General features: G+C 63.9%; 19 protein-coding genes and 1 pseudogene. 11 read left to right on the top strand and 9 right to left on the bottom strand.

The features are described 5' to 3' along the window. Positions 1 to 104: 104 nt before the first annotated feature. Positions 105 to 317 (bottom strand): annotated as a pseudogene (locus tag QQK18_RS27620) (EamA family transporter); the annotation flags it as partial. A 173-nt stretch (positions 318 to 490) separates the two neighbouring features. Here QQK18_RS27620 and QQK18_RS19585 point away from each other — a divergent pair. The 8 genes from QQK18_RS19585 to QQK18_RS19550 all read left to right on the top strand — a co-directional run bounded on the left by QQK18_RS19585 (position 491) and on the right by QQK18_RS19550 (position 10,967). Further along, positions 491 to 1,144: a DUF6064 family protein gene (locus tag QQK18_RS19585; protein WP_284342047.1), complete on the top strand. Its 654-nt coding sequence runs from the start codon at positions 491 to 493 to the stop codon at positions 1,142 to 1,144. Positions 1,145 to 1,523: 379 nt separating this feature from the next. Beyond that, positions 1,524 to 1,934: an OsmC family protein gene (locus tag QQK18_RS19580; RefSeq protein ID WP_284342046.1), complete on the top strand. Its 411-nt coding sequence runs from the start codon at positions 1,524 to 1,526 to the stop codon at positions 1,932 to 1,934. A 209-nt stretch (positions 1,935 to 2,143) separates the two neighbouring features. Then, the gene (locus QQK18_RS19575) at positions 2,144 to 2,851 is read left to right on the top strand and encodes an ABC transporter ATP-binding protein (RefSeq protein WP_284342045.1); all 708 of its coding nucleotides are present in this window, start codon (positions 2,144 to 2,146) and stop codon (positions 2,849 to 2,851) included. Between the two features lie 5 nt (positions 2,852 to 2,856). Next, entirely contained in the window at positions 2,857 to 5,214 is a 2,358-nt protein-coding gene (locus QQK18_RS19570) for an ABC transporter permease (RefSeq protein WP_284342044.1), read from the top strand. A 6-nt stretch (positions 5,215 to 5,220) separates the two neighbouring features. Beyond that, on the top strand, positions 5,221 to 6,411 hold the full coding sequence (locus QQK18_RS19565; protein WP_284342043.1) for an efflux RND transporter periplasmic adaptor subunit: 1,191 nt from the start codon (positions 5,221 to 5,223) through the stop codon (positions 6,409 to 6,411). A gap of 87 nt (positions 6,412 to 6,498) precedes the next feature. Continuing rightward, positions 6,499 to 7,017: a universal stress protein gene (locus QQK18_RS19560; protein ID WP_284342042.1), complete on the top strand. Its 519-nt coding sequence runs from the start codon at positions 6,499 to 6,501 to the stop codon at positions 7,015 to 7,017. 93 nt (positions 7,018 to 7,110) lie between these two features. Then, the gene (locus tag QQK18_RS19555) at positions 7,111 to 8,280 is read left to right on the top strand and encodes a DUF8173 domain-containing protein (RefSeq protein ID WP_284342041.1); all 1,170 of its coding nucleotides are present in this window, start codon (positions 7,111 to 7,113) and stop codon (positions 8,278 to 8,280) included. Positions 8,281 to 8,333: 53 nt separating this feature from the next. Beyond that, complete coding sequence (locus QQK18_RS19550) at positions 8,334 to 10,967, top strand: HAD-IC family P-type ATPase (protein ID WP_284342040.1); 2,634 nt, start codon at positions 8,334 to 8,336, stop codon at positions 10,965 to 10,967. A 278-nt stretch (positions 10,968 to 11,245) separates the two neighbouring features. Here the strand turns inward: QQK18_RS19550 and QQK18_RS19545 are convergent, their stop codons facing one another. The 7 genes from QQK18_RS19545 to QQK18_RS19515 form a co-directional block, all read right to left on the bottom strand. Beyond that, entirely contained in the window at positions 11,246 to 12,973 is a 1,728-nt protein-coding gene (locus tag QQK18_RS19545; RefSeq protein ID WP_284342039.1) for a SulP family inorganic anion transporter, read from the bottom strand. A gap of 10 nt (positions 12,974 to 12,983) precedes the next feature. After that, positions 12,984 to 13,310, bottom strand: a complete 327-nt coding sequence (locus QQK18_RS19540) for a protein tyrosine phosphatase family protein (protein WP_284342038.1) — start codon at positions 13,308 to 13,310, stop codon at positions 12,984 to 12,986. Positions 13,311 to 13,328: 18 nt separating this feature from the next. Next, positions 13,329 to 13,772, bottom strand: a complete 444-nt coding sequence (locus tag QQK18_RS19535) for a DUF6691 family protein (RefSeq protein WP_284342037.1) — start codon at positions 13,770 to 13,772, stop codon at positions 13,329 to 13,331. Next, complete coding sequence (locus QQK18_RS19530) at positions 13,772 to 14,200, bottom strand: YeeE/YedE family protein (protein ID WP_284342036.1); 429 nt, start codon at positions 14,198 to 14,200, stop codon at positions 13,772 to 13,774. Before QQK18_RS19530 ends, QQK18_RS19535 begins: the two co-directional genes overlap by 1 nt. 81 nt (positions 14,201 to 14,281) lie before the next feature. Beyond that, positions 14,282 to 14,599: an ArsR/SmtB family transcription factor gene (locus tag QQK18_RS19525; RefSeq protein ID WP_284342071.1), complete on the bottom strand. Its 318-nt coding sequence runs from the start codon at positions 14,597 to 14,599 to the stop codon at positions 14,282 to 14,284. A 14-nt stretch (positions 14,600 to 14,613) separates the two neighbouring features. Next, the gene (locus QQK18_RS19520) at positions 14,614 to 15,492 is read right to left on the bottom strand and encodes an MBL fold metallo-hydrolase (protein ID WP_284342035.1); all 879 of its coding nucleotides are present in this window, start codon (positions 15,490 to 15,492) and stop codon (positions 14,614 to 14,616) included. A gap of 221 nt (positions 15,493 to 15,713) precedes the next feature. Continuing rightward, entirely contained in the window at positions 15,714 to 17,552 is a 1,839-nt protein-coding gene (locus QQK18_RS19515; RefSeq protein WP_284342034.1) for a heavy metal translocating P-type ATPase, read from the bottom strand. Positions 17,553 to 17,720: 168 nt separating this feature from the next. Between QQK18_RS19515 and QQK18_RS19510 the strand changes: the two genes are divergently transcribed. From QQK18_RS19510 to QQK18_RS19500, 3 genes are read left to right on the top strand one after another with little or no spacing between them, the layout of a single operon-like run. Continuing rightward, a complete protein-coding gene (locus QQK18_RS19510; protein WP_284342033.1) occupies positions 17,721 to 18,236 on the top strand; it encodes a flavodoxin family protein in 516 nt (171 codons plus the stop codon). Between the two features lie 14 nt (positions 18,237 to 18,250). Further along, complete coding sequence (locus tag QQK18_RS19505; RefSeq protein ID WP_284342032.1) at positions 18,251 to 18,436, top strand: hypothetical protein; 186 nt, start codon at positions 18,251 to 18,253, stop codon at positions 18,434 to 18,436. A 14-nt stretch (positions 18,437 to 18,450) separates the two neighbouring features. Beyond that, complete coding sequence (locus QQK18_RS19500; protein ID WP_284342031.1) at positions 18,451 to 19,521, top strand: hypothetical protein; 1,071 nt, start codon at positions 18,451 to 18,453, stop codon at positions 19,519 to 19,521. On the opposite strand, the gene QQK18_RS19495 is transcribed toward QQK18_RS19500, so the two are convergent. Then, a complete protein-coding gene (locus QQK18_RS19495) occupies positions 19,476 to 22,193 on the bottom strand; it encodes a bifunctional acetate--CoA ligase family protein/GNAT family N-acetyltransferase (protein WP_284342030.1) in 2,718 nt (905 codons plus the stop codon). The two genes, QQK18_RS19500 and QQK18_RS19495, sit on opposite strands and share 46 nt — an antisense overlap. Between the last annotated feature and the right edge of the window lie 13 nt (positions 22,194 to 22,206).

The raw sequence follows: 22,206 nt of genomic DNA, 5'->3' as shown, positions 1-22,206 counted from the left end.
TCGAAACGCCCGCCGATAGGCTACAGAAGGTGTTGCGATGACCGGTTGAACCCACCGGCGCTAAGCTGCCATTCAGCCGTAAGGGAGAGCAACGGTCTCCTCCCTGTCAGGTTATTGTCGATGCCCCAGCAGAGGCAGGCCGCAGCGATCAGCACACTGCCAATGTCCAGTCGCACGCCGTCCCCTGACCACGAAAGCACCCGAGCTCCGGCCAGGATCGCAGCGGCCCCGGCAAGCAGGCGACGATCGGCATTCTCGAGAACACGATCCAGGCGATCGCCATTTGTCGCCAGCCCCTCGAGGTTGAGCAGCAACGCCCCCGGTTCGCGGATGTCGTCGTCGCAGCCTTTGATATCGAATAGAGATGGCGGTAGATGCGGTTCTCGAGGACGGCCAGCATTAGAGATGCTCCCAGCATGGCGATTGCGCCAGATCAAAGCTGGCTGTCTCAGCGGATGTACAAAGATGGCAGTTTTAGGGGATTAGACCAATGCTGCCGTTCTCTCGGGAAGGTTTCATCGGGGTTTTTGTAGACTACAACCTCGCGGTCTGGCCGCTCCAGATAGTCGCCTATGTGGTCGGTGTCGGAATGGTCGCTTTGCTCTTCAGGTCGTCGTCCCTCTCGGGACGACTGATAGCGGCGGGGCTCGCAGCAATGTGGCTATGGACGGGTGTGGTCTACCACGGCATCTATTTCTCCACGATCAACGCAGCGGCGGTCCTATTCGGCATTCTGTTCGCTCTGCAAGGCGCTGCCTTCCTCTACTTCGGAGTCGTCAGGGGCCACCTTCAGTTTGCCCCTCCGTCTAGACCCATCGGCTGGATCGGCACCGCTCTGGTCGGGTACGCGGCGATCCTCTACCCGATGATCGGCATCTGGGTTGGACATGAGTATGCCGAAATGCCGATGTTCGGCATTACCCCCTGTCCCGTCACCATCTTCACCTTCGGGCTGTTGTTGCTCACGACCGACCGCTTCTCCCGGTGGCTGCTGGTCATCCCCTTCCTGTGGACGCTTGTGGGCGGAAGCGCCGCCTTTCTGCTCGGGATTCCGCAAGACTGGCTGTTGCTGTTCACGGGAGTGGTTGCCGGGTCGCTACTCATGTGGCGCGACGGTCGCGCTGGCAAGGCAGCCACGGCCTGATCACGTGCGGAGACGAAGGAGTATTTCCATGGTGCCGGGCCCTACCGGCATTCCCCATGCGAGAAGATGGGCTCCAGCCGCAGAAAGCGCCTGGGTACGTCGCCGAACGCCAAATGGACGGCTTCGTTGACTTAGCAACTGAGGCCCACCTTAACGCCAGATGCGCTGCTGACCTCTCGGCAGCATTGTTGTTGACCATCCAGCCTTCGAAGGGGACGAGCTGCGCAAAAGATGCCGACTTTTCCAGAATGGATGACGGTAGCGGTGCGCCCGCAAGCGTTGATGTCAATCAACCCGATACGTTTGGATCCGGGCAAACATGGCGCCTTCACGACACTCAACCGGGCGGCGATCTCCAGCACGCCCTATAGGTGCTGCAATGCTTGAATACCATGTGACTGCATCTCGAATCGATGCGCATGCCGCCCTCGCGCAGTGCAAGAACGCAAAGATCGACCTCGACACAGACGTGGACGGTCGGACCGACGCCTTCAATCCCGCCCAGCTTCTTCTCGCGGCGCTCGCAGCCTGCATGATCAAGGGCATCGAGCGGGCAATTCCGATGATCAAGTTCAACCTCAAAGGCGTCGAGGTCCGCTTGCACGGCGTGCGCCAGGACAACCCGCCGAAGATGGCTGCGATCGAGTATGAGATTGTAGTGGACACCGACGAAGACGACCGCCGACTCGAACTTTTGCATACGAACGTTCGGAAATACGGGACCATCTATAACACGATCGCCGACGCGACGTCGCTGACCGGACGGGTGATCCGGAAACCTCCAGAGTAATACACTTCGTCCGAACTAATGTCAGAACGCGGCAATGCGAGACCGGCGGCGCCGTCCCTTTGGCGACGGCAAACTGGGGGGAAGAACTCAGGGGTTCTAGGTTGAGACCAGCCGAATCCACCTAAGGCATCACCTAGCTTCGGTGGTTGATCCCGATCAAAGGCAAGGGCACCCCATCGGACTAGGCAGGAGCATTGCCGGAGGTGGCGATGTCCCAACCTATATTTTCAGCTCACGATGTCTCTAAGGTCTACCGTAGCGGCGAAGTTGAGGTATGGGCGCTACGTGGGGTCGACCTCGACCTCTTCGAAGGCGAAATGGCGGTTCTGCTTGGGCCTTCGGGAAGCGGCAAGTCGACGCTGCTCAACATCATGGGCGGACTCGACCGAGCCTCGGCCGGTACGGTGCGCTTCGCCGATCAGGAGCTGACGGATTACCCCGACTCCCGCCTCACCCGGTTCCGTCGCGATCATGTCGGTTTCGTCTTCCAGTTCTATAACCTCATCCCGAGCCTGACCGCCTGGGAGAACGTGGCGCTCGTCACCGAAATCTCGCGTGATCCCATGCCGCCCGAAGAAGCGCTTTCGTTGGTCGGCCTGGACAAGCGCATGGATCACTTCCCTTCGCAGCTTTCGGGCGGCGAGCAACAGCGCGTCGCCATCGCCCGCGCCATCGCCAAGCGCCCTCAGGTGCTGTTGTGCGACGAGCCGACAGGCGCGCTCGATTCAAAGACCGGTATCCTCGTCCTCGAGGCGCTCGACAGGATCAATCGCGAGTTCGGCACCACTACAGCGGTCATCACGCACAATGCCGGCATCAGGGAGATCGCGCACCGCGTCTTCACCTTCCAGGATGGCGGTATCACGCAGATGCACGTCAACGAAAGGCGGATCCGCCCGCAGGACGTGGTGTGGTGATCGCCATGCTCGACCGCAAGCTTATCCGCGACCTTCTGCGCATGTGGCTGCAGGTCCTGGCCATTGCCATGGTGATGGCCTGTGGCGTTGCGACCATCATCATCGCGGTAGGAGCGCTGCGCACGCTCGAGGACACCCGCGATGCCTTCTATGACCGCTATCGCTTCGGCACCGTGTTTGCCTCGCTGGTACGCGCGCCCCTTCACCTGCGCGAGCAGCTTGCCCGGATCCCGGGCATCAACGGTGTCGAAACCAGGATAGCACGCGCAGTACTGCTCGACGTGCCGGGTATGCGGGAACCCGCGACCGGGTTGGCCGTCTCGATCCCCGATATCGGCGAACTCTCGGTCAACAGCCTCTACATTCGCGCCGGTCGCCTGCCCGACCCCGACCGGGTTGGCGAGGTTGCCGTCAACGAGCAGTTCGCCAAGGCGCACAGGATGGTGCCCGGCAGCACGTTCGAAGGCGTTATCAATGGCAGTAAGCGGCTGCTGACAGTCACGGGCATCGTGCTCTCTCCCGAATACGTTTACACGCTCGGCCCCGGCGACCTGGTGCCGGACCAGCGGCGATTCGGGGTGATGTTCATGCCGCGCCGGCAACTGGCGGGCATGTTCGACATGACCGGCGCGTTCAACGACCTGACGCTGCGCACGCAGCGCGGCGCCGATCTGGCGGCGGTCATTTCGGCGGTGGACACGATCCTTGCCCCCTATGGCGGCACCGGTGCCCGTGATCGGGATGACCAGATCTCCCACGCGTTCCTCGACAGCGAGCTCTCGCAATTGCGGGGCATGGTGACGATCGTGCCGCCGATTTTCCTGTTCGTCGCCGCCTTTCTCGTCAACATGATCCTGTCACGCCTGATCACCCTCGAGCGCGAGCAGGTCGGGCTGCTGAAGGCCCTTGGCTTCAGCGCGTTGGCGGTCGCCTGGCATTATGCCAAACTCGTCATCGTGGTGGCGCTGCTCGGCACCGCAATCGGAGGCGCCGTGGGAGCGTGGGTCGCCCCGATGCTGGCGCAGGTCTATGGCGAATTCTACTACTTCCCGTTCCTCGTGCTGCGTCCTGCGCCCGACCTCTACTTGACCGCCGCAACAGTCACCTCGCTGGCTGCCCTGGCAGGCGCCGGTAAGGCGCTCTGGAACGTCCTGTCGCTTCCGGCCGCAGTTGCCATGCAACCGCCCGCTCCCACCCGGTATCGAAAGCTCTTCCATCGGCCGGCGGATGCGCATCGCTTCTTTTCCCAACTGACCACCATGGCCCTGCGCGGGATGATCCGGCATCCCGTCCGCTCCTTGCTGACAACCTTCAGTACTGCAATCTCCCTGTCACTCATCGTGACGGCCCTCTTCACCTTCGATTCCATCGAAGCGATGATCGACATCATCTACTTCCGCACGGAACGTCAGGACGCAACCCTGGCGTTCGGCCAGGAACAGTCGCCCGCGGTGCTGCAGTCGGTCGGGCGCCTCCCGGGAGTGCTGCGGGCCGAGCCGATGCGCTCGGTGCCCGTCGTGCTGCGAAACGAACACGTCGAGCGGCGACTTACCGTCTCCGCCTGGACGGAGGGGGCCGACCTTTCGCAGATTCTTGCTACGGACCTGACGCCGGTCCAGCCGGCGCCAACGGGTCTGATGATCTCCGACCGCGTCGCTTCCATTCTGGGGCTGAGCATCGGCGACCTCGCCGAGGTCGAACTGTTGGAGAAGGAAGGCCGGATCGAGTGGGTGCCCGTTACCGGCGTCTTCCAGAGCTATATCGGCATGTCCGTCTTCATGTCGGACGAGGCGCTCACGCGGCTAGTCGGCGACGGGCCCCGCGTGACGGGCGCCCGGCTGGCGGTTGATGCGGCGCAGGTCGACGATTTGTATGACGTTCTCAAGTCCACACCGGCGATCGCCGCCATCTCACTGATGACCGTCTCGCGCGAACGCTTCCGCGAGCAGGTTGCTCAGAACGTGACGATGATGACCTGGATCTATTCCGGCCTCGCGATCATCATTACCTTCGGGGTCATCTACAACACCGCACGCATTCAGCTGTCCGAGCGCGCCCGAGAGCTGGCAAGCCTGCGCGTGCTCGGCTTCACGCGCGGCGAAGTCTACCGCGTGCTGCTGGTGGAACTGGCGGTCGTCGCGCTTGCGGCGCAGCCGGTCGGCTGGGGCCTCGGATACCTCTTCTGCTGGGCCGTCGTCGAAGGGTTCGATACCGACCTCTTCCGCATCCCGTTCGTCATCGAACAATCGACCTTCGGCATCGGCAGCGGCCTGGTACTGGCCGTCGTCGTCGTTACCGGTCTCGTCATCCGCCGGCGCGTAGCGCGGCTCGATCTCATCAGCGTTCTCAAGACACGGGAGTAGACGACCATGAACGTCTGGATCAAACGGGTCGGCGTCGTCGCCATCATCATTGCCGTTATCGGCGGCTTTGCCTATTCGATGCGGGAGACGCCGGTGCTCGTCGATACCGCGGCGGTCGCCGCCGGGACGATGACGGTGACCATCCGTGAGGAGGGAGTGACCCGCGTCCGCAACGTCTACACGGTCTCCTCGCCCATTTCGGGCTATCTGGCCCGCACGAACCTCGAAACCGGCGACAGGGTGAAGGCGGGAGAGAACGTGATCGCCTCGATCCGTCCACCCGATCCGCCCCTCATCGACCCCCGCACCCAGGCCGAACTCATCGCGGCTCGCGATGCGGTGCGCACCGCGGTTGACATCGCAACGATCGAGCTGGCCAGGGCAGAGACGGCCGCGCGGATGGCCGACGACGACCTAGAGCGGGCGATCCGGCTTGCCGACTCCGGAACCATCTCCACAAGGGCCCTGCAGGAGGCGCAGAGCCAGGCCGAAATGCAGACCGCGCAGGTCGCCTCGGCACGAGCATCGGTTGCCATGCGCAAGTCCGAACTTGCCAGTGCGGAAGCAAGGCTCGGCTCCGTGGGTACCTTCAAGGACTCACAAGCCTGCTGTGTCGACGTCATGGCACCGATTGACGGCATCGTGCTGGCGATCTACGCCGAAAGCGAGCAGGCCATAGCCGCCGGCACCCGGATCGCCGACCTCGGCGACACCAGCGACCTGGAAGTCAGCGTCGACCTCCTGTCCTCCGATGCCGTGCGCATTGCGGCGGGAACGAGCGCGATCATTTCCGACTGGGGAGGCGACACTCCCCTCGAGGGACGCGTGCGGCGGGTCGAGCCGGCGGCCTTCACCAAGGTTTCGGCGCTCGGCGTCGAGGAGCAGCGGGTCAACGCCGTGATCGATCTCGAGACCGCCGATCCGCGCCTCGGACACGGCTATCGCACGCTCGTCGAGCTGGTCGTCTGGCAGGACGAAGACTGCCTGCAGGTCCCGATCAGCGCGCTCTTCCGCAGCGGGCAGGACTGGAACGTCTTCCTCGTCGAGCAAGACCGGGTTCGCCAGATCCCGATCGAGATCGGCCGCATGAACGGACAGAGTGCCGAAGTTGTCGGCGGGCTGACCGCCGGACAGATCGTCGTCGTCCACCCGGGCGATACCCTGGCCGATGGCAGCCTCATAGCTCTCAGATCGTGACGCGCCGACCACGCTCGATTTTGAGCGGTATCAAGGCGCCTGGCGCCCGATGGCGTACCAGATAGCAGGAAATCTGGGAGAACCGCCATGACGACCATCCTCGTTGCCCTCGACGGGTCTGACCACAGCCGGCGCGCCCTGGCGCTGGCGATCGATCTTGCCAAATTGCAGCACGCCGACCTCACGTTGCTGCATGTCGAAGACGACCGCCCGGTGGCGGAAGGCGACCGACACCTGATGGCAGTCGAATTCAACCAGCAGCTCAAGCGATACAGCTCACTGCTGCCTGCTTATGCCGAAGGCGGCTACCTGCCGATCGTGGCGGAAGGTCCTCCAGTCCCGCCGGACGCCACGCTGCGCGCGGCAATGGAGGAGGCCATCCTCGAGGACGCCGCACGGGAAGCGCGGCGCGCCGGCGTTGCTGCGCGCAAGCTCGCAAGGCAAGGCGATGCCGGAAAGCAGATCGTCTCGGCCGCCGAAGAGGTCGGCGCCGAGCTCATCGTGATGGGCCGTCGCGGCCTCAATACCCTTGAGGAACTGCTCCTCGGAAGCGTTTCACGCAAGGTGCTCCGCGAAAGCCGGCGCAACGTGCTGACCGTGGTCTGAGCCGCTTCCGATCCAACACTCGATTGATCGGTATCAAGGCAGCACGATTTGGCGGGCGCATCGTTGCAGGACACATCGAGAAAGGAACAAGCCATGCGCAAGAGCATCGCTGCCATTGCCGGCGCCACGTTCGCGCTTGCCCTCCCGGCAAGCTCCCAGGATGCCGTATTCGATATCGGCGGGGACCATTATGCCGCCGGTCAGAACACGACGATCGCCGCTCCTGTCCCCCACGACGCTTTCGCGGCAGGTTTCAACGTCCGGATGGGTGCGGCCGTGACCGGTGATGCGCACGCCGCCGGATTCGACGTCGATGTCGACGAGCGTATCGGGGGAGACCTCTATGTCGGCGGCTTCACGATCGAAGTCAGTGCGCCGGTCGCAGGTGATGTTACTGCCGCCGGCAGTTCGGTCGTCTTGGGCACCGGCGCCGTCATCGGAGGAAACGCGCGGCTTACGGGAGCGTCCGTGACGATTTCCGCGCCGGTGGACGGCTCATCGCTCATTTCGGCCGATACGCTGAACCTCAACTCGACAGTCACGGGCGACCTCAGCTTCTTTGGGCGGACGATCCAGTTCGGTCCCGACGCGCGGGTCAGCGGCGAGCTTGCCATCCGCGCGCCCGAAGTGATCGCGGTGCCTAGCTCGGTCGCCGATCCCGCGCGCGTCAGCTATCAACAACTCGAGGCGCCGGATTATGTGAGCGAGGCCGGACGCACGGCCGACTCGGTCGTGCGCACGTTCTGGCCGGCTTTCTGGGCAGCCATCGCCTGGGTGGTTCTGCTGCTGCTGATAGGGACATTGTTCATCGCCCTTGCACCGCGGCTCGTCTCCGGTCTCGAACGTGAGAACGCGGACCGGCCGATGCGCAAGTTCGGGTTCGGCATCGTGACTTTCGCAGCGGTGCTCGGCCTCGTACCGCTAACGGCCATGACCATCTTCGGCCTGCTGGTGCTGCCCTTCGTCCTCGTCTTTACGGCGATTGCCGGTGCGCTCGCGTACCTCGCCGGAACCTACCTCCTCGGTATGCGCATCGGCGGCGCCTTCCTTTCGATCAACACCAATCCGAGAAGATTTGCCGTGCTGATCGTTGCGGTGCTGGTCGCGACCGCCGTCGGGCTCATTCCGTTCGTCGGATGGCTGTTTACCCTGGCCCTGACCACGATCGGGTTCGGAGCGGTCGCCGCGGTTATGCTACGGCGGCCGAGCATCGCCGCGGAGAAGCCGAACGCGGCGCTGGTGGCACCGGTGCCCGGGGAGTAACGCGCCGCCTGCGCCCGAGACAGAGGAGAGACGAATCCGATGTCGCGGCCACCATGCACAACAGCGATGTGACTGAGTTGAGCCTGACCAACCCCCACAGCCAGCCCACGTCGACCTGCCTGGCCGCCCTCGATTCCAGAGCGGACGGATTGACCGGCCTGGAGGCGGCGCGGCGGCTGGCGCAGCATGGCCCTAATCGGTTGCCCGAGGCGCAGACCCGCGGCCCTGTTCGCCGTTTCCTTGCCCAGTTCCATAACGTCCTGATCTACGTGCTGATCGGCGCGGCGGTGGTTACAGGTGCGCTCCAGCACTGGGTGGATACGGGCGTGATCCTGGCCGTCGTGCTGGCCAATGCGGTGATCGGCTTTGTTCAAGAAGGCAAGGCCGAGGCTGCAATGGCAGCGATCCGGGGCATGCTGGCCCCACGCGCGGCCGTGTTGCGCGACGGCGCCCGAACGTCTGTTGACGGCGCCGACCTGGTGCCAGGGGACGTCGTGCTGATGGAGGCAGGCGACCAGGTGCCAGCCGACTTGCGTATCCTGGAGGCGCGCGGGTTGGCGGCGCAGGAAGCGATCCTGACAGGCGAATCCGTCCCTGTCGACAAGGTCGTGAATCCTGTCGCGGCTGACGCTGCGCTTGGAGACCGGCGGTCGATGCTATGGTCGGGTACGCTGGTTACACAAGGCACCGCGCGCGGACTGGTGGTTGCAATCGGCACCGACACGGAGATCGGCCGCATAGGTGGACTCCTAGCGGGGCTTGAACAGCTGACGACGCCGCTGGTCGCGCAGTTGGACCACTTTGCGCGCTGGCTGTCGTTCCTGATCCTGCTGGCCTCGGGCCTTCTGCTCGCCTATGGCTACTTTGTCGGGCATCACGAATTCTCCGAAATTTTCATGGCGGTGGTAGGCGTCGCAGTCGCGGCAATCCCCGAAGGTTTGCCGGCGGTTATGACCATCACGCTTGCCGTCGGCGTACAGGCCATGGCGTGTCGCAACGCCATCGTCCGCCGCCTGCCTGCCATCGAGGCGATCGGCTCGGTCTCGGTTATCTGCACCGACAAGACCGGCACGCTGACCCGTAACGAGATGGTGGTCGCAGCTGCCGAGACCCCGGAAGGCGTGTTTGATATCTCCGGTGAAGGCTATGCCCCGGAGGGCGATATCACTCCCGCCGGGAACCTTGATGGCCTCGCGCGCGCGGCAACGCTGTGCAACGACGCGGAGCTGCGCCTGCGCGACGGTCACTGGTCGGTCGAAGGTGATCCGATGGAGGGCGCACTCGTGGCGTTCGCACGCAAGGTGATGGACGAGCCGCGTGCATTGACGCGAAGGCTGGATGCCATCCCCTTCGATGCCCGCCACCGCTATATGGCCGTCCTGACCGAGGGGCCCGCCGGCCGCGTGACCTCTGTCAAGGGTGCGCCCGAGCGGGTGCTTGGCATGTGCCGCGACACAGACCTCAAGCATTGGCATGATCGGGCCGAAGCCTTGGCTCGCCTTGGTCTGCGCGTGCTCGCGCTCGCCGAGCGGCCCGAAACAGGCGAACGAATCGACGCGGCTACGGTTGAAAGCGGGCTCGGCTTTCTCGGTCTCGTCGGCCTGATCGACCCGCCCCGTCCGGAGGCGGTTGCAGCGGTAGCCGAATGCCGGGCGGCAGGCATCCGCGTCAAGATGATCACAGGCGATCATGCGGGAACCGCCGCCGCCATCGCAAGGCAGGTGGGCCTCGAAAACCCGGGCCGTGTGCTGACAGGCGCGGAACTCGAAAGGCTCGATGACGCGCAGTTGGCGCTCGAGGTTTCCAACGTCGATGTCTTTGCCAGGACCAGTCCGGAGCACAAGTTGCGGCTCGTGACCGCACTTCAGGCCAATGGGCATTCCGTCGCGATGACGGGCGACGGGGTGAACGACGCGCCCGCGCTGAAACGCGCCGATGCTGGCATCGCCATGGGACTGAAAGGTTCCGAAGCCGCCAAGGAAGCCGCCGATCTCGTGCTGGCCGACGACAACTTCGCGTCTATCGCTGCGGCGGTGCGGGAGGGGCGCACGGTCTTTGACAACCTCAAGAAGGTGATCAGTTGGACCTTGCCCACGAATGCGGGCGAGTCGATGGTGGTTGTCCTGGCCTTGCTTGCTGGCCTTGCGTTACCGATCACCGCGGTTCAAATCCTCTGGATCAACCTGATCACCGGCATAACCCTGGGGATCGCACTCGCCTTCGAGCCGACAGAGCCGGGGACGATGGCTCGACCTCCACGCGCCCGCAATGCTCCGATCCTGTCTGGCGAACTGGTCTGGCATGTTGTTCTGGTGGCGTTCCTGTTCCTGGCGGCGGTGTTCGGCATCTTCACCTATGCAATCGACCGGGGCTATCCGCTGGAACTGGCGCAGACGATGGCGCTGAACACGTTGGCGGTGTTGGAAATCTTCCACCTCTTCTTCATCCGAAATATCCATGGCACGTCGCTCACCTTGGCAGCGGTGCGCGGGACGAAGGTCGTGTGGGCCGTGGTCATCGCCATTACCGCCGCGCAATTCGCGGTGACATATCTCCCTCCCGCGCAGGCGATCTTCGGCACCCGCGCAGTGTCCTTGGTGGACGGTTTGCTAATCGTCGGAATTGGCGTGGTTTTCTTCGCCATCATCGAAATCGAAAAACAGATCCGGCTCGGACTCAGCCGCTAGCTTCCCTCGGACATTGGCCGCATACGCTCATAGTCGTGTTCCCTCACCATCCACTCGATCGACGAACGCACCGCCCTGCGGCTAGCCGCCGAAACCTGCCAAGGGTTTCCGAAGTCTACGATCGAACCGTGGCCGAGTTTCGTATAGCTCCTGGGTGCGCCGGCAAGGTACCGCGATCACCCCGGCAAAGAGGTCCGGCAGCGAGGTGGCCGCCGCAAGTGAGGTCACGCCTATTCATGACCACGACAGCCGGCGAGACCGGCGATAAGCATGACGGATCAGACGCGGCGCGGCCCATCCGACACTTGGGTGAGTTCGGCAATGGCAGCGTGCTGGCTCAAGAACACCTTGCCGGTCAGGTGCTGGAGGAAGTCGGAGCGCTTGAGTCGGTCCATCACCGGACCTTTGATCTCTGCGAGGTGGAAGTCGATCTGCATGTCCCGCAGCCGCCCGTTAATCGCCTCGAGGCTCTCGAGCGCCGACATGTCGATGGCGTTGACCGCCGGGCACATCAGAACGACGTGCTTGATCTCCGGATGCGCGGTCACCTTTTCGTAAATGCAGTCTTCGAGGAAACGGGCATTGGCGAAATAGAGGCTCTCGTCGACGCGCAGGGAAAGGATCTTGGGAACTGTCTCGACGCGGTGCCGCAGCACGTTGCGGAAGTGCTCGGTGCCGGGCATCCGGCCGACGACGGCCACATGCGGCTTTGATGTGCGGTAGAGGAAGATCAGGATCGAAGCGGCAACGCCTAGTGAAATCCCCAGCTCCACCCCGAACACCAGCGTCACACCGAGCGTTGTCGCAACGGCGGCAAAATCCGCCCTGGAATAGGCCAAGGCTTTCTTGAGAATCGCCAGATCGACAAGAGAGAGCACCGCAACAACGATGGTCGCCGCGAGGGTGGCCTTGGGCAGGAGCGCGAGGAATGGGGTCAGGGCGAGCGTCGCGATAGCGATGCCGAGGGCGGTGAAGGCACCGGCGGCGGGGGTGACGGCGCCGGCGTCGTGGTTGACGACCGACCGTGCAAAGCCTCCCGTCACGGGATAGCCGGATCCGATAGCGGCCGCGATGTTGGCGGCACCGAGCCCGATCAACTCCTGATCGGGATCGATGCGCTCGCGTTTTCTGGCTGCCAGAGTCTGTGCAACCGAGATGGATTCGACGAAGCCGACGATCGAGATGATGAAGGCGGGACCCAGGAGGGCCGCGACAAGGTCGACGCTCAAATTGGGAACGACGAACATCGGCAGACCTTGAGGAACGTCGCCAACGAGCGCGACCCCCTTTTCTCCCAGTCCGAAGACGACTGACGCCACGATCGATGCGAGCACGACGACGACCGGGCCGGCGCGCGCAACAGTGGTGGCGGTGGCAGCCGGGACCCCGAGCGCTACGAGTCGGCGAGCCAGGTCGCGGCGTATCCAGACGAGACCCGCAAGCGAGGACATGCCGATGGCGAGCGTATAAGGATTGATCTCCCACAGATGATCCCACAGCGAGGTCAGGAGTTCGGGCATGGCGTGGCCATGGCTCGCAATGCCGAAGAGCCCGCTCAGCTGGCTGGTCGCGATGATGATGCCGGAGGCGGTGATGAACCCGGAAATCACCGGATGGGAGAGGAAGTTGGCGACGAATCCGAGCCGAAGGACGCCCATCAGCGTCAGGATCCCTCCGGACAATAGCGCAAGGACGATGGCCGCGCTGATATAATCGGCTGTTCCCTCCGCCGTGATCCTGCCGACGGCGGCCGCAGTCATCAGGGAGACGACGGCGACCGGTCCCACCGCCAGGGAGGTAGACGACCCGAAGACTGCATAGGCAACGAGCGGGAGAACCGAGGCGTAGAGCCCGACCTCAGGCGGCAAGCCGGCAAGCAGCGCATAGGCGAGCGATTGCGGGATCAGCATGATGGTGACGATGACGGCCGCAATCGCGTCGCGGCCGAACTGTTCGCGCGTATACGCTCGGCCCCAGGTGAGGATGGGAACGTATCTCGCCAACATGGCGCGCGCCCTAGCGCTTTGAAGTTGCATAAAGGCTTCCCGCGCGTGCGCCCGAACGGCAATAGCCGAGCACAGGCCCGTCCATTCCAGCCATCGCCTCTTCGAACCGCATAACCTGACCCTGCGTAAGCATACCGGAGACCGGTATATGAGCGATTGGAAGCCCCGCCTCCTTGGCGGCGCGTGCGATGTCATCGAACGATGGCTGATCGCGCTCCTCGTTGTCCGGTCGGGCGCAAACGATTCCTGAAAAGCCCATGCGCTTGATCTCGGCGATGTCTTTCGGGGTAATTTGGCCGGTAGTCGCGAACCGGCCGTCGATCCTGTTGATGTTCATGATGATACCTTTGGTTGTTCAGGCACTCTGGGCGCTGGCACGACCGGCAAGCGCCAGGCGGGTGGAGCGGGCAAGGACGATGCCGCCGATCATGGAGGCAACGAAGACGAATGCATCGAGCTCGGCGAGCCCCAGCGCCGGAATGGCGCCGCCCGGGCAGAACCCGGTGATGCCCCAGCCCACCCCGAAGAGCATCGCGCCCGCGACGAGCGGAAGGTCGATACGACGGGCGGTGGGGAGGTGGAAGCCCTTGTCGAAGAGCGGGGCGCTACGCCTGAGCACCAGACGATAGCCAAGGGCGGTCACAAGCAGCGCAGCGCCCATGACGAAGGCGAGCGATGGATCCCATGTTCCGGCGAAGTCAAAGAAGTTGAGGACCTTGGCTGGGTTGGCCATGCCCGAGATCGCGATCCCGGTGCCGAAGAGCAGGCCGATGAGGCCCGCGACTAGAACCTTTTGCACTAGAACACTCCCAGAACATGGCGAATGACGAATACGGTGGCCGCCGTCGAGGCCATGAAGACGCCCGTGGCAACTATCGAACGAGGGGAACGTCGCGCTAGACCGCACACACCGTGCCCAGAGGTGCAGCCCGAGCCGAAATAGACCCCGACACCCACGATCAATCCTCCGGCGATCAGCCATGGCGTAGGGGTGGAACTGGCGAAGCCGATGTTGTCTGCCGAGAGAGCCACGATCAGAGCCGGCGCGGCCACTGCCCCAGCAAGGAATGCGGCACGCCATGGCCAATCCGAAGACAGCGGCGGCAGGATTGCCGAGAGTATGCCGGTCATGCCCGCGATCCGGCCATGTGAGGCCATGAGGAGCACGGCGGACAATCCGATGAGCATGCCGCCGGCGAGCGAGAGAAATGGCGTGAACTGGGTCACGAAACTACCTTTCCGTTGGACGTGTGATGCTGCGCCGCCAGCCGGTGGACTGGCGGATCGGCATATCAGCTTGATGCTGCCCTAGCCTGCGTCGGGACCGCAGAAGAGCTCGTACATGGTGCCGACGAGAGCTTTCACCTTTGGATCAGCCAGACTGTAGAATACCGCCTTGCCGTCCTTTCGACCGGTAATCATGCCGGCAGCGCGCAATTCGGCGAGTTGCTGGGAGAGACCGGGCTGGCGAATGTCGAGCAGGTCCTCGAGCCCGCGCACGCTGCGTTCACCCTCGACCAGCGCGCATACGACAAGTAGCCGATCGCGGTTGGCGAGCTTCTTGAGGAAGCTCGAGGCCTCGTCGACCCTCCCCTTGATGGCACGGGTTTCCTGCGACAGCTCCATGTCAACCGCCGGGCTCACCATGCCGCCCCCTCAAGCGCATCCAGTGGGATCTTGAGGTACCGCCTGCCATTGGACTCAGGCGCGGGCAGCCGCCCAGCATTGGTATTGATCTGCAATGCATGCAGGATCAGCTTGGGCATGGGCAGCGTCTTGTCGCGCGCCTCGCGCACGGCAACGAACTCCTCGATGGATTTGCACCTCGCCATATGGATATTGCTGGTCTTCTGCTCGGCCACGGTGCTTTCCCACATCGGCTCGCGTCCGCCCGGCTGATAGTCATGGCCGGTGAAGATCCGGGTTTCGTCAGGAAGGGCGAGGATTGCCTGGATCGAGTTCCAGAGCGTTCGCGCATTGCCACCGGGGAAGTCGGCACGAGCCGTGCCGCTGTCGGGCATGAAAAGAGTATCGTGGACGAAGGCCGCGTCGCCGATCACATAGGTGATCGAGGCCAGGGTATGGCCGGGCGAAAACATGACCCGTGCAGGGATGTTGCCGACCATGAACGTCTCGCCATCGGCGAAAAGCTTGTCCCATTGGCTGCCGTCTTCGCGCAACTCGGGCCAGTTGTAGATACCCTTCCAGAGCTTTTGCACCGCGGTCACCTTCTCGCCTATGGCCGTCGCTGCGCCGGTCTGCTCCTTTAGATACTGGGCGGCCGAGAAATGGTCGGCGTGCGGGTGGGTATCGAGGATCCATTCGACCTCGTAACCCTTATCCCTGATAAAACCGAGGATCTTGTCGGCCTCATCGGTGCCGGTCGCGCCAGACTTCTCGTCGTAGTCGAGAACTGGATCGACAATGGCGCATCTGCGCGTTTCCGGATCGGCCACGACGTACTGGATCGACCAGCTGCGCGGCTCGAAGAAGCCAGTGACTTCAGGTTTGGTTGTCATTTGCAGATGTCCTGCTGCTGCTTTTGCGGCAATCGTTGCCTTCTGGTGGCTAGATAATAATGATTGCATTTTTTTGCAAGCATATTTTTGCATTTAATAGGCGGGTGTGTCCGGCGCCAGTGAGTGCGCACCAAGGATCCAGAAAGGACGACCGCGAACTTCGCCAAACCACACAACTTGAAATCATCGCACGTTGCCGCGTTGCAGGAGGGGCGCGAATGCTAGCGCAGCGCCCGCAATGCGTTGAGGATGACAGCGACGTCGATCGCTTCCTGAAATAGCGCCCCATAAACGGGCGGCAGATATCCGGCAGCGGCAAAGCCCATGCCGGTGAGCGAGAGACCAATGCCGGCCCAGACGCTCTGCAGAGCAATGTTGCGGGTGCGCCGCGAAATATGAAGCGCCTCGGCTACCGGGGCGAGACTGTCGACGAGCACCACGGCGTTGGCCGCCTCGGAGGAGGCAGCACTGCCACGAGCACCCATGGCAAGTCCGACATCGGCGGCAGCGAGCGCTGGCGCGTCGTTGACGCCGTCGCCGACCATCATCACCGGTCCATGGCGTCTTGCCCGCTCGAGAAGACCGACCTTTTCGGCCGGACCGAGATCGCCCTCGACGACGTCGAGCCCGAGTTTTTGGCCAACGGCTCGGGCAATCGCGGGGTGATCGCCCGAGGCAAGGACGAGGCGCATGCCGCTCGCGCGCAGCTGCGCGAGAACCGCAACCGTCTCCTGGCGAACCTGGTCCTCTAGCAGCAGGAGCCCCGCGAACCTGCCACCGATCGCGACGGCAACGCTGACCGTTTCAGGCGGCAGGCCTGCATGCAGGTCCTTGCGATCCTCCGCGGTATGTTCGGCAATGTAGCTGTCGCGGCCGAGGGCGACGCGCCGGTCACCGACGACGCCCTCGATCCCGGTACCCGGTTTCTCGCGCACGCCGGCCGGCGGCGTCAGCGCAAGACCCTGCCGGTGGGCTGCTTCGATCAGGGCAGCGGCCAGGACGTGGGTCGACGCCTGATCGAGGCTGGCGGCAAGTCGCAACACCTCCTCGGGCGCAAATCCGGGAGCCGCCCGAATGCCGGCCAGGGTGGCGCTGCCATGGGTCAATGTGCCGGTCTTGTCGAGCACGATGGTCTTGATGCGCGCCATCGTCTCCACGACTCCCCCGCTCTTGATCAGCACTCCGGCTCGCGACAGGCGGGACATGCCGGAAATGATCGCCACAGGTACGGCCAGGATCAGCGGACAGGGTGTTGCCACCACCAGGACAGCGAGGGCACGGACGGGTTCGCCGCTTAGCCACCAGGCCAGGCCCGCAATCACGAGCGTGGCCAGAAGGAACCCGACTGCATAGCGGTCGGCAAGACGCGCCATGGGCGCCTTGGTCTCGTGCGCCTCTTCAACAAGTCGCACGATACCGGCATAGGTGCTTTCGGCCGCAGTTCGTGTGGCGATGAGGTCGAAGGCAGCGCCGGTCGCGGTCGCCCCGCTCATCACTGCACCGCCCGCTTCGAGCGTCTGCGGCAGCGACTCTCCAGTCAGTGCCGAGTTGTCGAGGACAGCCGTGCCACCCACCAATGTGCCGTCGACTGGCACAACCTCCCCCTGACGGATCAGAAGTCGCGCTCCGGGCACGATCGCTTCGATCGGCGTTTCGACGAGATGACTATCGACATAGAGCATCGCGGTCCGGGCGACGCGACCCAGCAGCGCCTGCATCTCCCTGCGCGCCTTGCCCTCTGCAAAACTGTCGAGGAGTTGTCCACCCGCGTACATCAGGGCGACGATGTTGCCGGCCAGTGCCTCGCCGAACAGCACCGCCATGCTCATCGAGAGCGCGGCAAGCACGTCGAGGCCGAAGTCGCCATGGCGCAGCGACGTCGCGATCTGGGCAAGGAGCGCCACCAGCACTAGGATCGTTGCGCCGGACCAGGCGACATCGGCGAGCTTGCCGTTGCCGGCGGCCAACGACGTGGCTCCGAGGGCAAGCCCAAGGATGGCGACGGCCACGAGTGCGCTATCGCGCCCAATGGGGATTGCGCCAAGTTTTCCGTCCGACATCGATGGCGCTCCCGCAAATGCTCCGACGGAGGCTAGCCTACCTGCCCACCGACTGCATCGGCTTGACGCCGATCATGCTGCTGGATCGCAAAATGTCGGGTTTGACCGGGATCAAAGTGCCCTCATCAGCAAACAGTAGGCTTGTTCTACCCAGAGGAGAACCAGCTCATGCGCATCCTGGTCGTCTACTATTCCTTCACCGGCAATACCCGCAGGGTCAGCGAACTGCTGGCTGCGCGTCTTGGCGCCGACACGGCCGAGTTCACCTGCATGGCCTATAGACGGGGCTTACTGGGTGGGTTGCGGCAAGCATGGGACGTGCTGACTGGCGGCAGGCCGCCAATCGAAGTGCCGGCGTCGGCGACCGGCCGCTACGATCTCGTCGTAGCCGCCGGCCCCGTTTGGGCGGGGCGGCCGGCGCCACCGCTGCGCAGTTTCGTGTCCGAACATTTGCGCAGCCATGACGCTATCGCCCTCTTCCTCACCTGCAATGGCACAGCGAAAAATTTCCCTGGTGAGAAAGCGCTGGGCGAAATCGCTTCGGCGGCGCCACGTGCGCCCACTGCGACCCGACTGTTCAAGGAAGCCGAGATCGCCTCGCCCGATATTGAACAGAGCGTCGCCGCCTTCGCCGACGTGCTTGTCCGGATCGCCTCGAAGCCGACCGCGGCGGCAGGAGGCTGAACCGGGTGACGGTCATGGGCAAGATCAACAAACAATGGCACGAGGCGCACAAGCTCGCGCGCAACGCGACGCTCGATGAAAGAATCGACTGGCATGTCAAGCATGCGGCCAATTGCGCCTGCCGCCCGATACCCCGCTCAATCCTTGATGAACTCGAGCGCAGGGGACTGCTCGAGCCCTCTGCGCTCAGCCTGCGCTAGAACGAGCCAGTACTGTGAATCAAGGCACCACAGGCCAGCCGGTCCCGGCGCCCGAACAGGCAGCTGCCACTGCACCTGAACCTGCCATCGCCGAGAAGGTCGCGTTCCTGCGGCAACCCGATGCTTACCCGCAAAGACCGGCGTGCATAGAGGTGCGCGAAACGCATATGTCCTGGGTATTCCTGACGGGCGAGCGCGTCTACAAGCTCAAGAAGCCGGTCCTGTACCGGCATCTCGACTATTCAACGCCGGAAAGGCGGAAGCATTTTTGCGAGGAGGAACTGCGGCTCAACCGCAGGTTCACCGACGATGTCTATCTGCGCCTGGTGCCGTTGCGTATCGATGGCGACGGGCGGCTTTCGCTGTCATCGGCCGGCCGAGACGTGGACTATCTCATCGAGATGCGGCAATTGCCGGCCGATCTGATGCTTGACCACCGCATCCGGCTGGGCCGCGTCGAGACTGCCGACGTCCTCACCGTCGCCGACCGGCTAGCCCGCTACTATGCGGCTGCTGCGCCGCGGATAGCTAAGGGGCACCGCTATCTGGAGCACCTGCGCGAAGAGCTGGCGATCAGCCAGGACCTGCTGCTCAGCTCCTGCATGGGTGTTGCATCCCCCTGGACCCGCGGGATCCTGAGACGGGTGCATAACCTGCTGACCCTCTGGACCCCGACCATCCTCGAACGAATCGCCTCAGGTCACATCGTTGAAGGTCACGGAGACCTTCGCCCGGAGCATGTGTGTCTTGCCGACCCGCCGCAGATCTTCGACTGCCTCGACTTCGACCCCAAGATGCGCCTCATCGACCCTTATGATGAGCTCAATTATCTCGGTCTCGAATGCGAATTCCTCGGCGCCGGCTGGATCCGCCCCAGTCTCCTCGCCGTGCTCGAGGAAACCATCGGGGATCGGCCTGACCGCCGGCTGATCGCCACATATGGCGCGTTCCGTGCCGTGCTGCGTGCCCGCATTTGCCTCGCGCATCTTCTGGACGACACTCCGGCAGAGCCGGATCGCTGGCCGCGCGAAGCGAAGGCCTACCTGGCGTTGGCGGAGGCCGAATGCGTGAAGGGCGAGAACTGAGGGCCCGCCCCCGCGAGGTCGATAACAGCCTTGACCAAGGCCGGATCGTCGGCCGTCGCGACCTGGAATCCAAGCTCGCGGCACAGCCCGATCATACCTGTGTTCTCTCGTAGGATCAGGCCCTCGATGCGGCCGATGCCATCGGTGCGTCCATAGTCGAGTAGCCGCTCCATCAGGAACCTACCCAACCCACGGCCGTGCAAGTCGCTGCGCACAAGAATGCCGAATTCGGCGAAAGTCTTGTCGGGATCGGCGGCATAGCGGGCGATGCCCGCCAGCGCCTCGCACGGCTCCTCGATCGCCACCAGCGCGATCTCGCGGTCGTAGTCGAGTTGGGTCAGGCGCGCCAGGAGCTCAGGCGAGAGCGTACGCACCGGCGACAGGAATCTCAGGCGCATGTGCTCGGCAGTCACGCGCGCCAGGAAGTCGGGATAGAGCCGCACGTCGACTGGTCGGATGGGCCGCACGAGATAGTCCTGCGACCTCAAGGTCACGCGGCGTTCCCATCCGGAGGGATAGGGACGCACGGCAAGGTCGGGGTTCGGTGCCGGCTCATCCAGACGGGCGGGATCGATGACGACGCGGGCGTCAAGGGCAATGAGGCCGTGCTCGTCGACCAGCAGGGGATTGATGTCGAGCGCCTCAATGCAAGGGAAATCGACGATCAGCTGCGAAACGGCCAGCAGCGCTCGCACAATGGCTTCGCGGTCTGCGGGCGGCTTGTCGCGGTAGCCGGCAAGCAGCCGGCCGATGCGCGTTCGGTCGATGAGGTCTCCGGCGAGGACTGGATCCAGCGGCGCGATGCCGGTCGCCGTGTCGTCCAGCACCTCGACGGCAGTTCCTCCGGCCCCGAAAAGAATGGTCGGGCCGATCACCGGATCCCGATCGACACCAATGATGACCTCCTCCGCCATATCAAGTTCGACCATCGGCTGAACGGCAAAACCGTCGATTTCTGCCTCGCGTCCGAGGTTGGCGATGCGCTGGCGTATCCGCACTGCAGCGTCCTTTGCCTCATCCGCACCGACCAGTCCGAGGGCAACGCCGCCAATGTCGGACTTGTGCGTGATGGTGCGCGAGAGAAGTTTGACGACGATGCGGCCAGCGCCGAGCTTCTCAGCCGCTTGTCCGACCTCCTCGAGCGTCCTCGCAACCAGCGTCCGCGTCACCGGCACGCCATAGGCCGCGAGCACCGCCTTAGCCTCGGGTTCGGTGAGCAGCCGGCGGGCATCGCCGGCGACGGTTTTGAAGACCGCCCGTGCCGTCTCCGGGTCGGTAGCAAACGCCGCATGGCGTTCGGGCACCCGTTCCATGATGCGCCGCAAGTCGGCCCACTTGGTCAGGAATTCGACGGCCTCGGCCGCTCCTTCCGGCGTCTCGAAGGTCGCCACGCCGGCCTTCTGCAGGATGTCGCGCGCAGGTTCGGCCGCGAACTTGCCGAGCCAGTTCGCCAGCACCGGTCGGCCATGGATCATACCCCTGTCCACCATCTGTGCGACCGCTTCCGCCGCGCCGACAGGCGAGGCAAGCCCGGTCGGGCAGTTCATGACCATGACCGCATCGACCTGCGGATCGGCGGCAACCGCTTCGAGCGCGGCGGCATAGCGCGCCGGTGGAGCGTCGCCGATGATGTCGACGGGATTGGTTCGGGACCAGGCCGCGGGCAGTACGCGATCGAGATTCTCGATGGTTTGGTTTCCCAGTTCGGCGAGCGCGCAGCCGCGGTCGAGCAACTCGTCGACGGCAAGGACCCCTGCCCCGCCGCCATTGGTCACCACTGCGACGCGGGCGCTGCGTAAGGGCGCAAAGCGCGCCGTGGTCTCGGCGGCGTTAAACAGGTCCTCGAGGTCGTCCACCCGGATGATGCCGGCACGCCGCAAGGCGGCATCGACCGCCCTGTCCGCTCCGGCGAGCGCGCCGGTATGGGTCTGCGCCGCCTTTGCTGCTTCGGTATGCCTCCCCGGCTTGATGGCGATAACCGGCTTGATGGTGCCGGCCGACCGGGCGGCAGACATGAACTTGCGGATCTCCGGTATGGATTCGAGATACATGATGATCGCCGCGGTCTGCCCATCGGTCGCCAGCATGTTGAGACAGTCGCCGACATCGACGTCGGCCATGTCGCCGAGCGAATAGATCTGGGAAAAGCCGATACCCTCAGCGGCGGCCCAGTCGACGATCGAAGAGACAATCGCGCCCGATTGCGAGATCAGACCGAGCTTGCCCTCGATCGGCGCGAGATGAGTAAAGCTCGCATTGAGCGACACGCGCGGCGCCAAAAGCCCGATGACATTGGGCCCGATGATGCGCAGGAGATGGGGTCTTGCGGCCGCAAGCATCTCGCGGCGCAACGCAGCGTCGATCCCGGCCGTGATGACGACCACGAGTCGGCCGCCTGTCCTACCGATCTCGTCAATTAGCGAGGGCACGGTTCGCGCGGGCGTGGCGATGACGCAGAGATCGGGAGCTTCGGGAAGTTCGGCCACGCGTGGATAGCAGGGCATGCCCGCGAGCTCGGTATATTTCGGGTTCACCGGATAAATCCTGCCTTTGAATCCGCCGGCAACGACGTTGGCCAGCACGACCTGGCCGACTGACCCTTCCCTTGCAGATGCGCCGATGATGGCCACGGATTGCGGAGCGAGGCTGGCTGCGAGGTTGCGGATGGTCATCAAGGATCTCCGG

The sequence above is a fragment of the Devosia nitrariae genome (assembly GCF_030160115.1).
Taxonomy (GTDB): domain Bacteria; phylum Pseudomonadota; class Alphaproteobacteria; order Rhizobiales; family Devosiaceae; genus Devosia; species Devosia nitrariae.
Note: the sequence above shows the minus strand (reverse complement) of the source record. Positions and strands in the feature narration are given on the sequence as shown.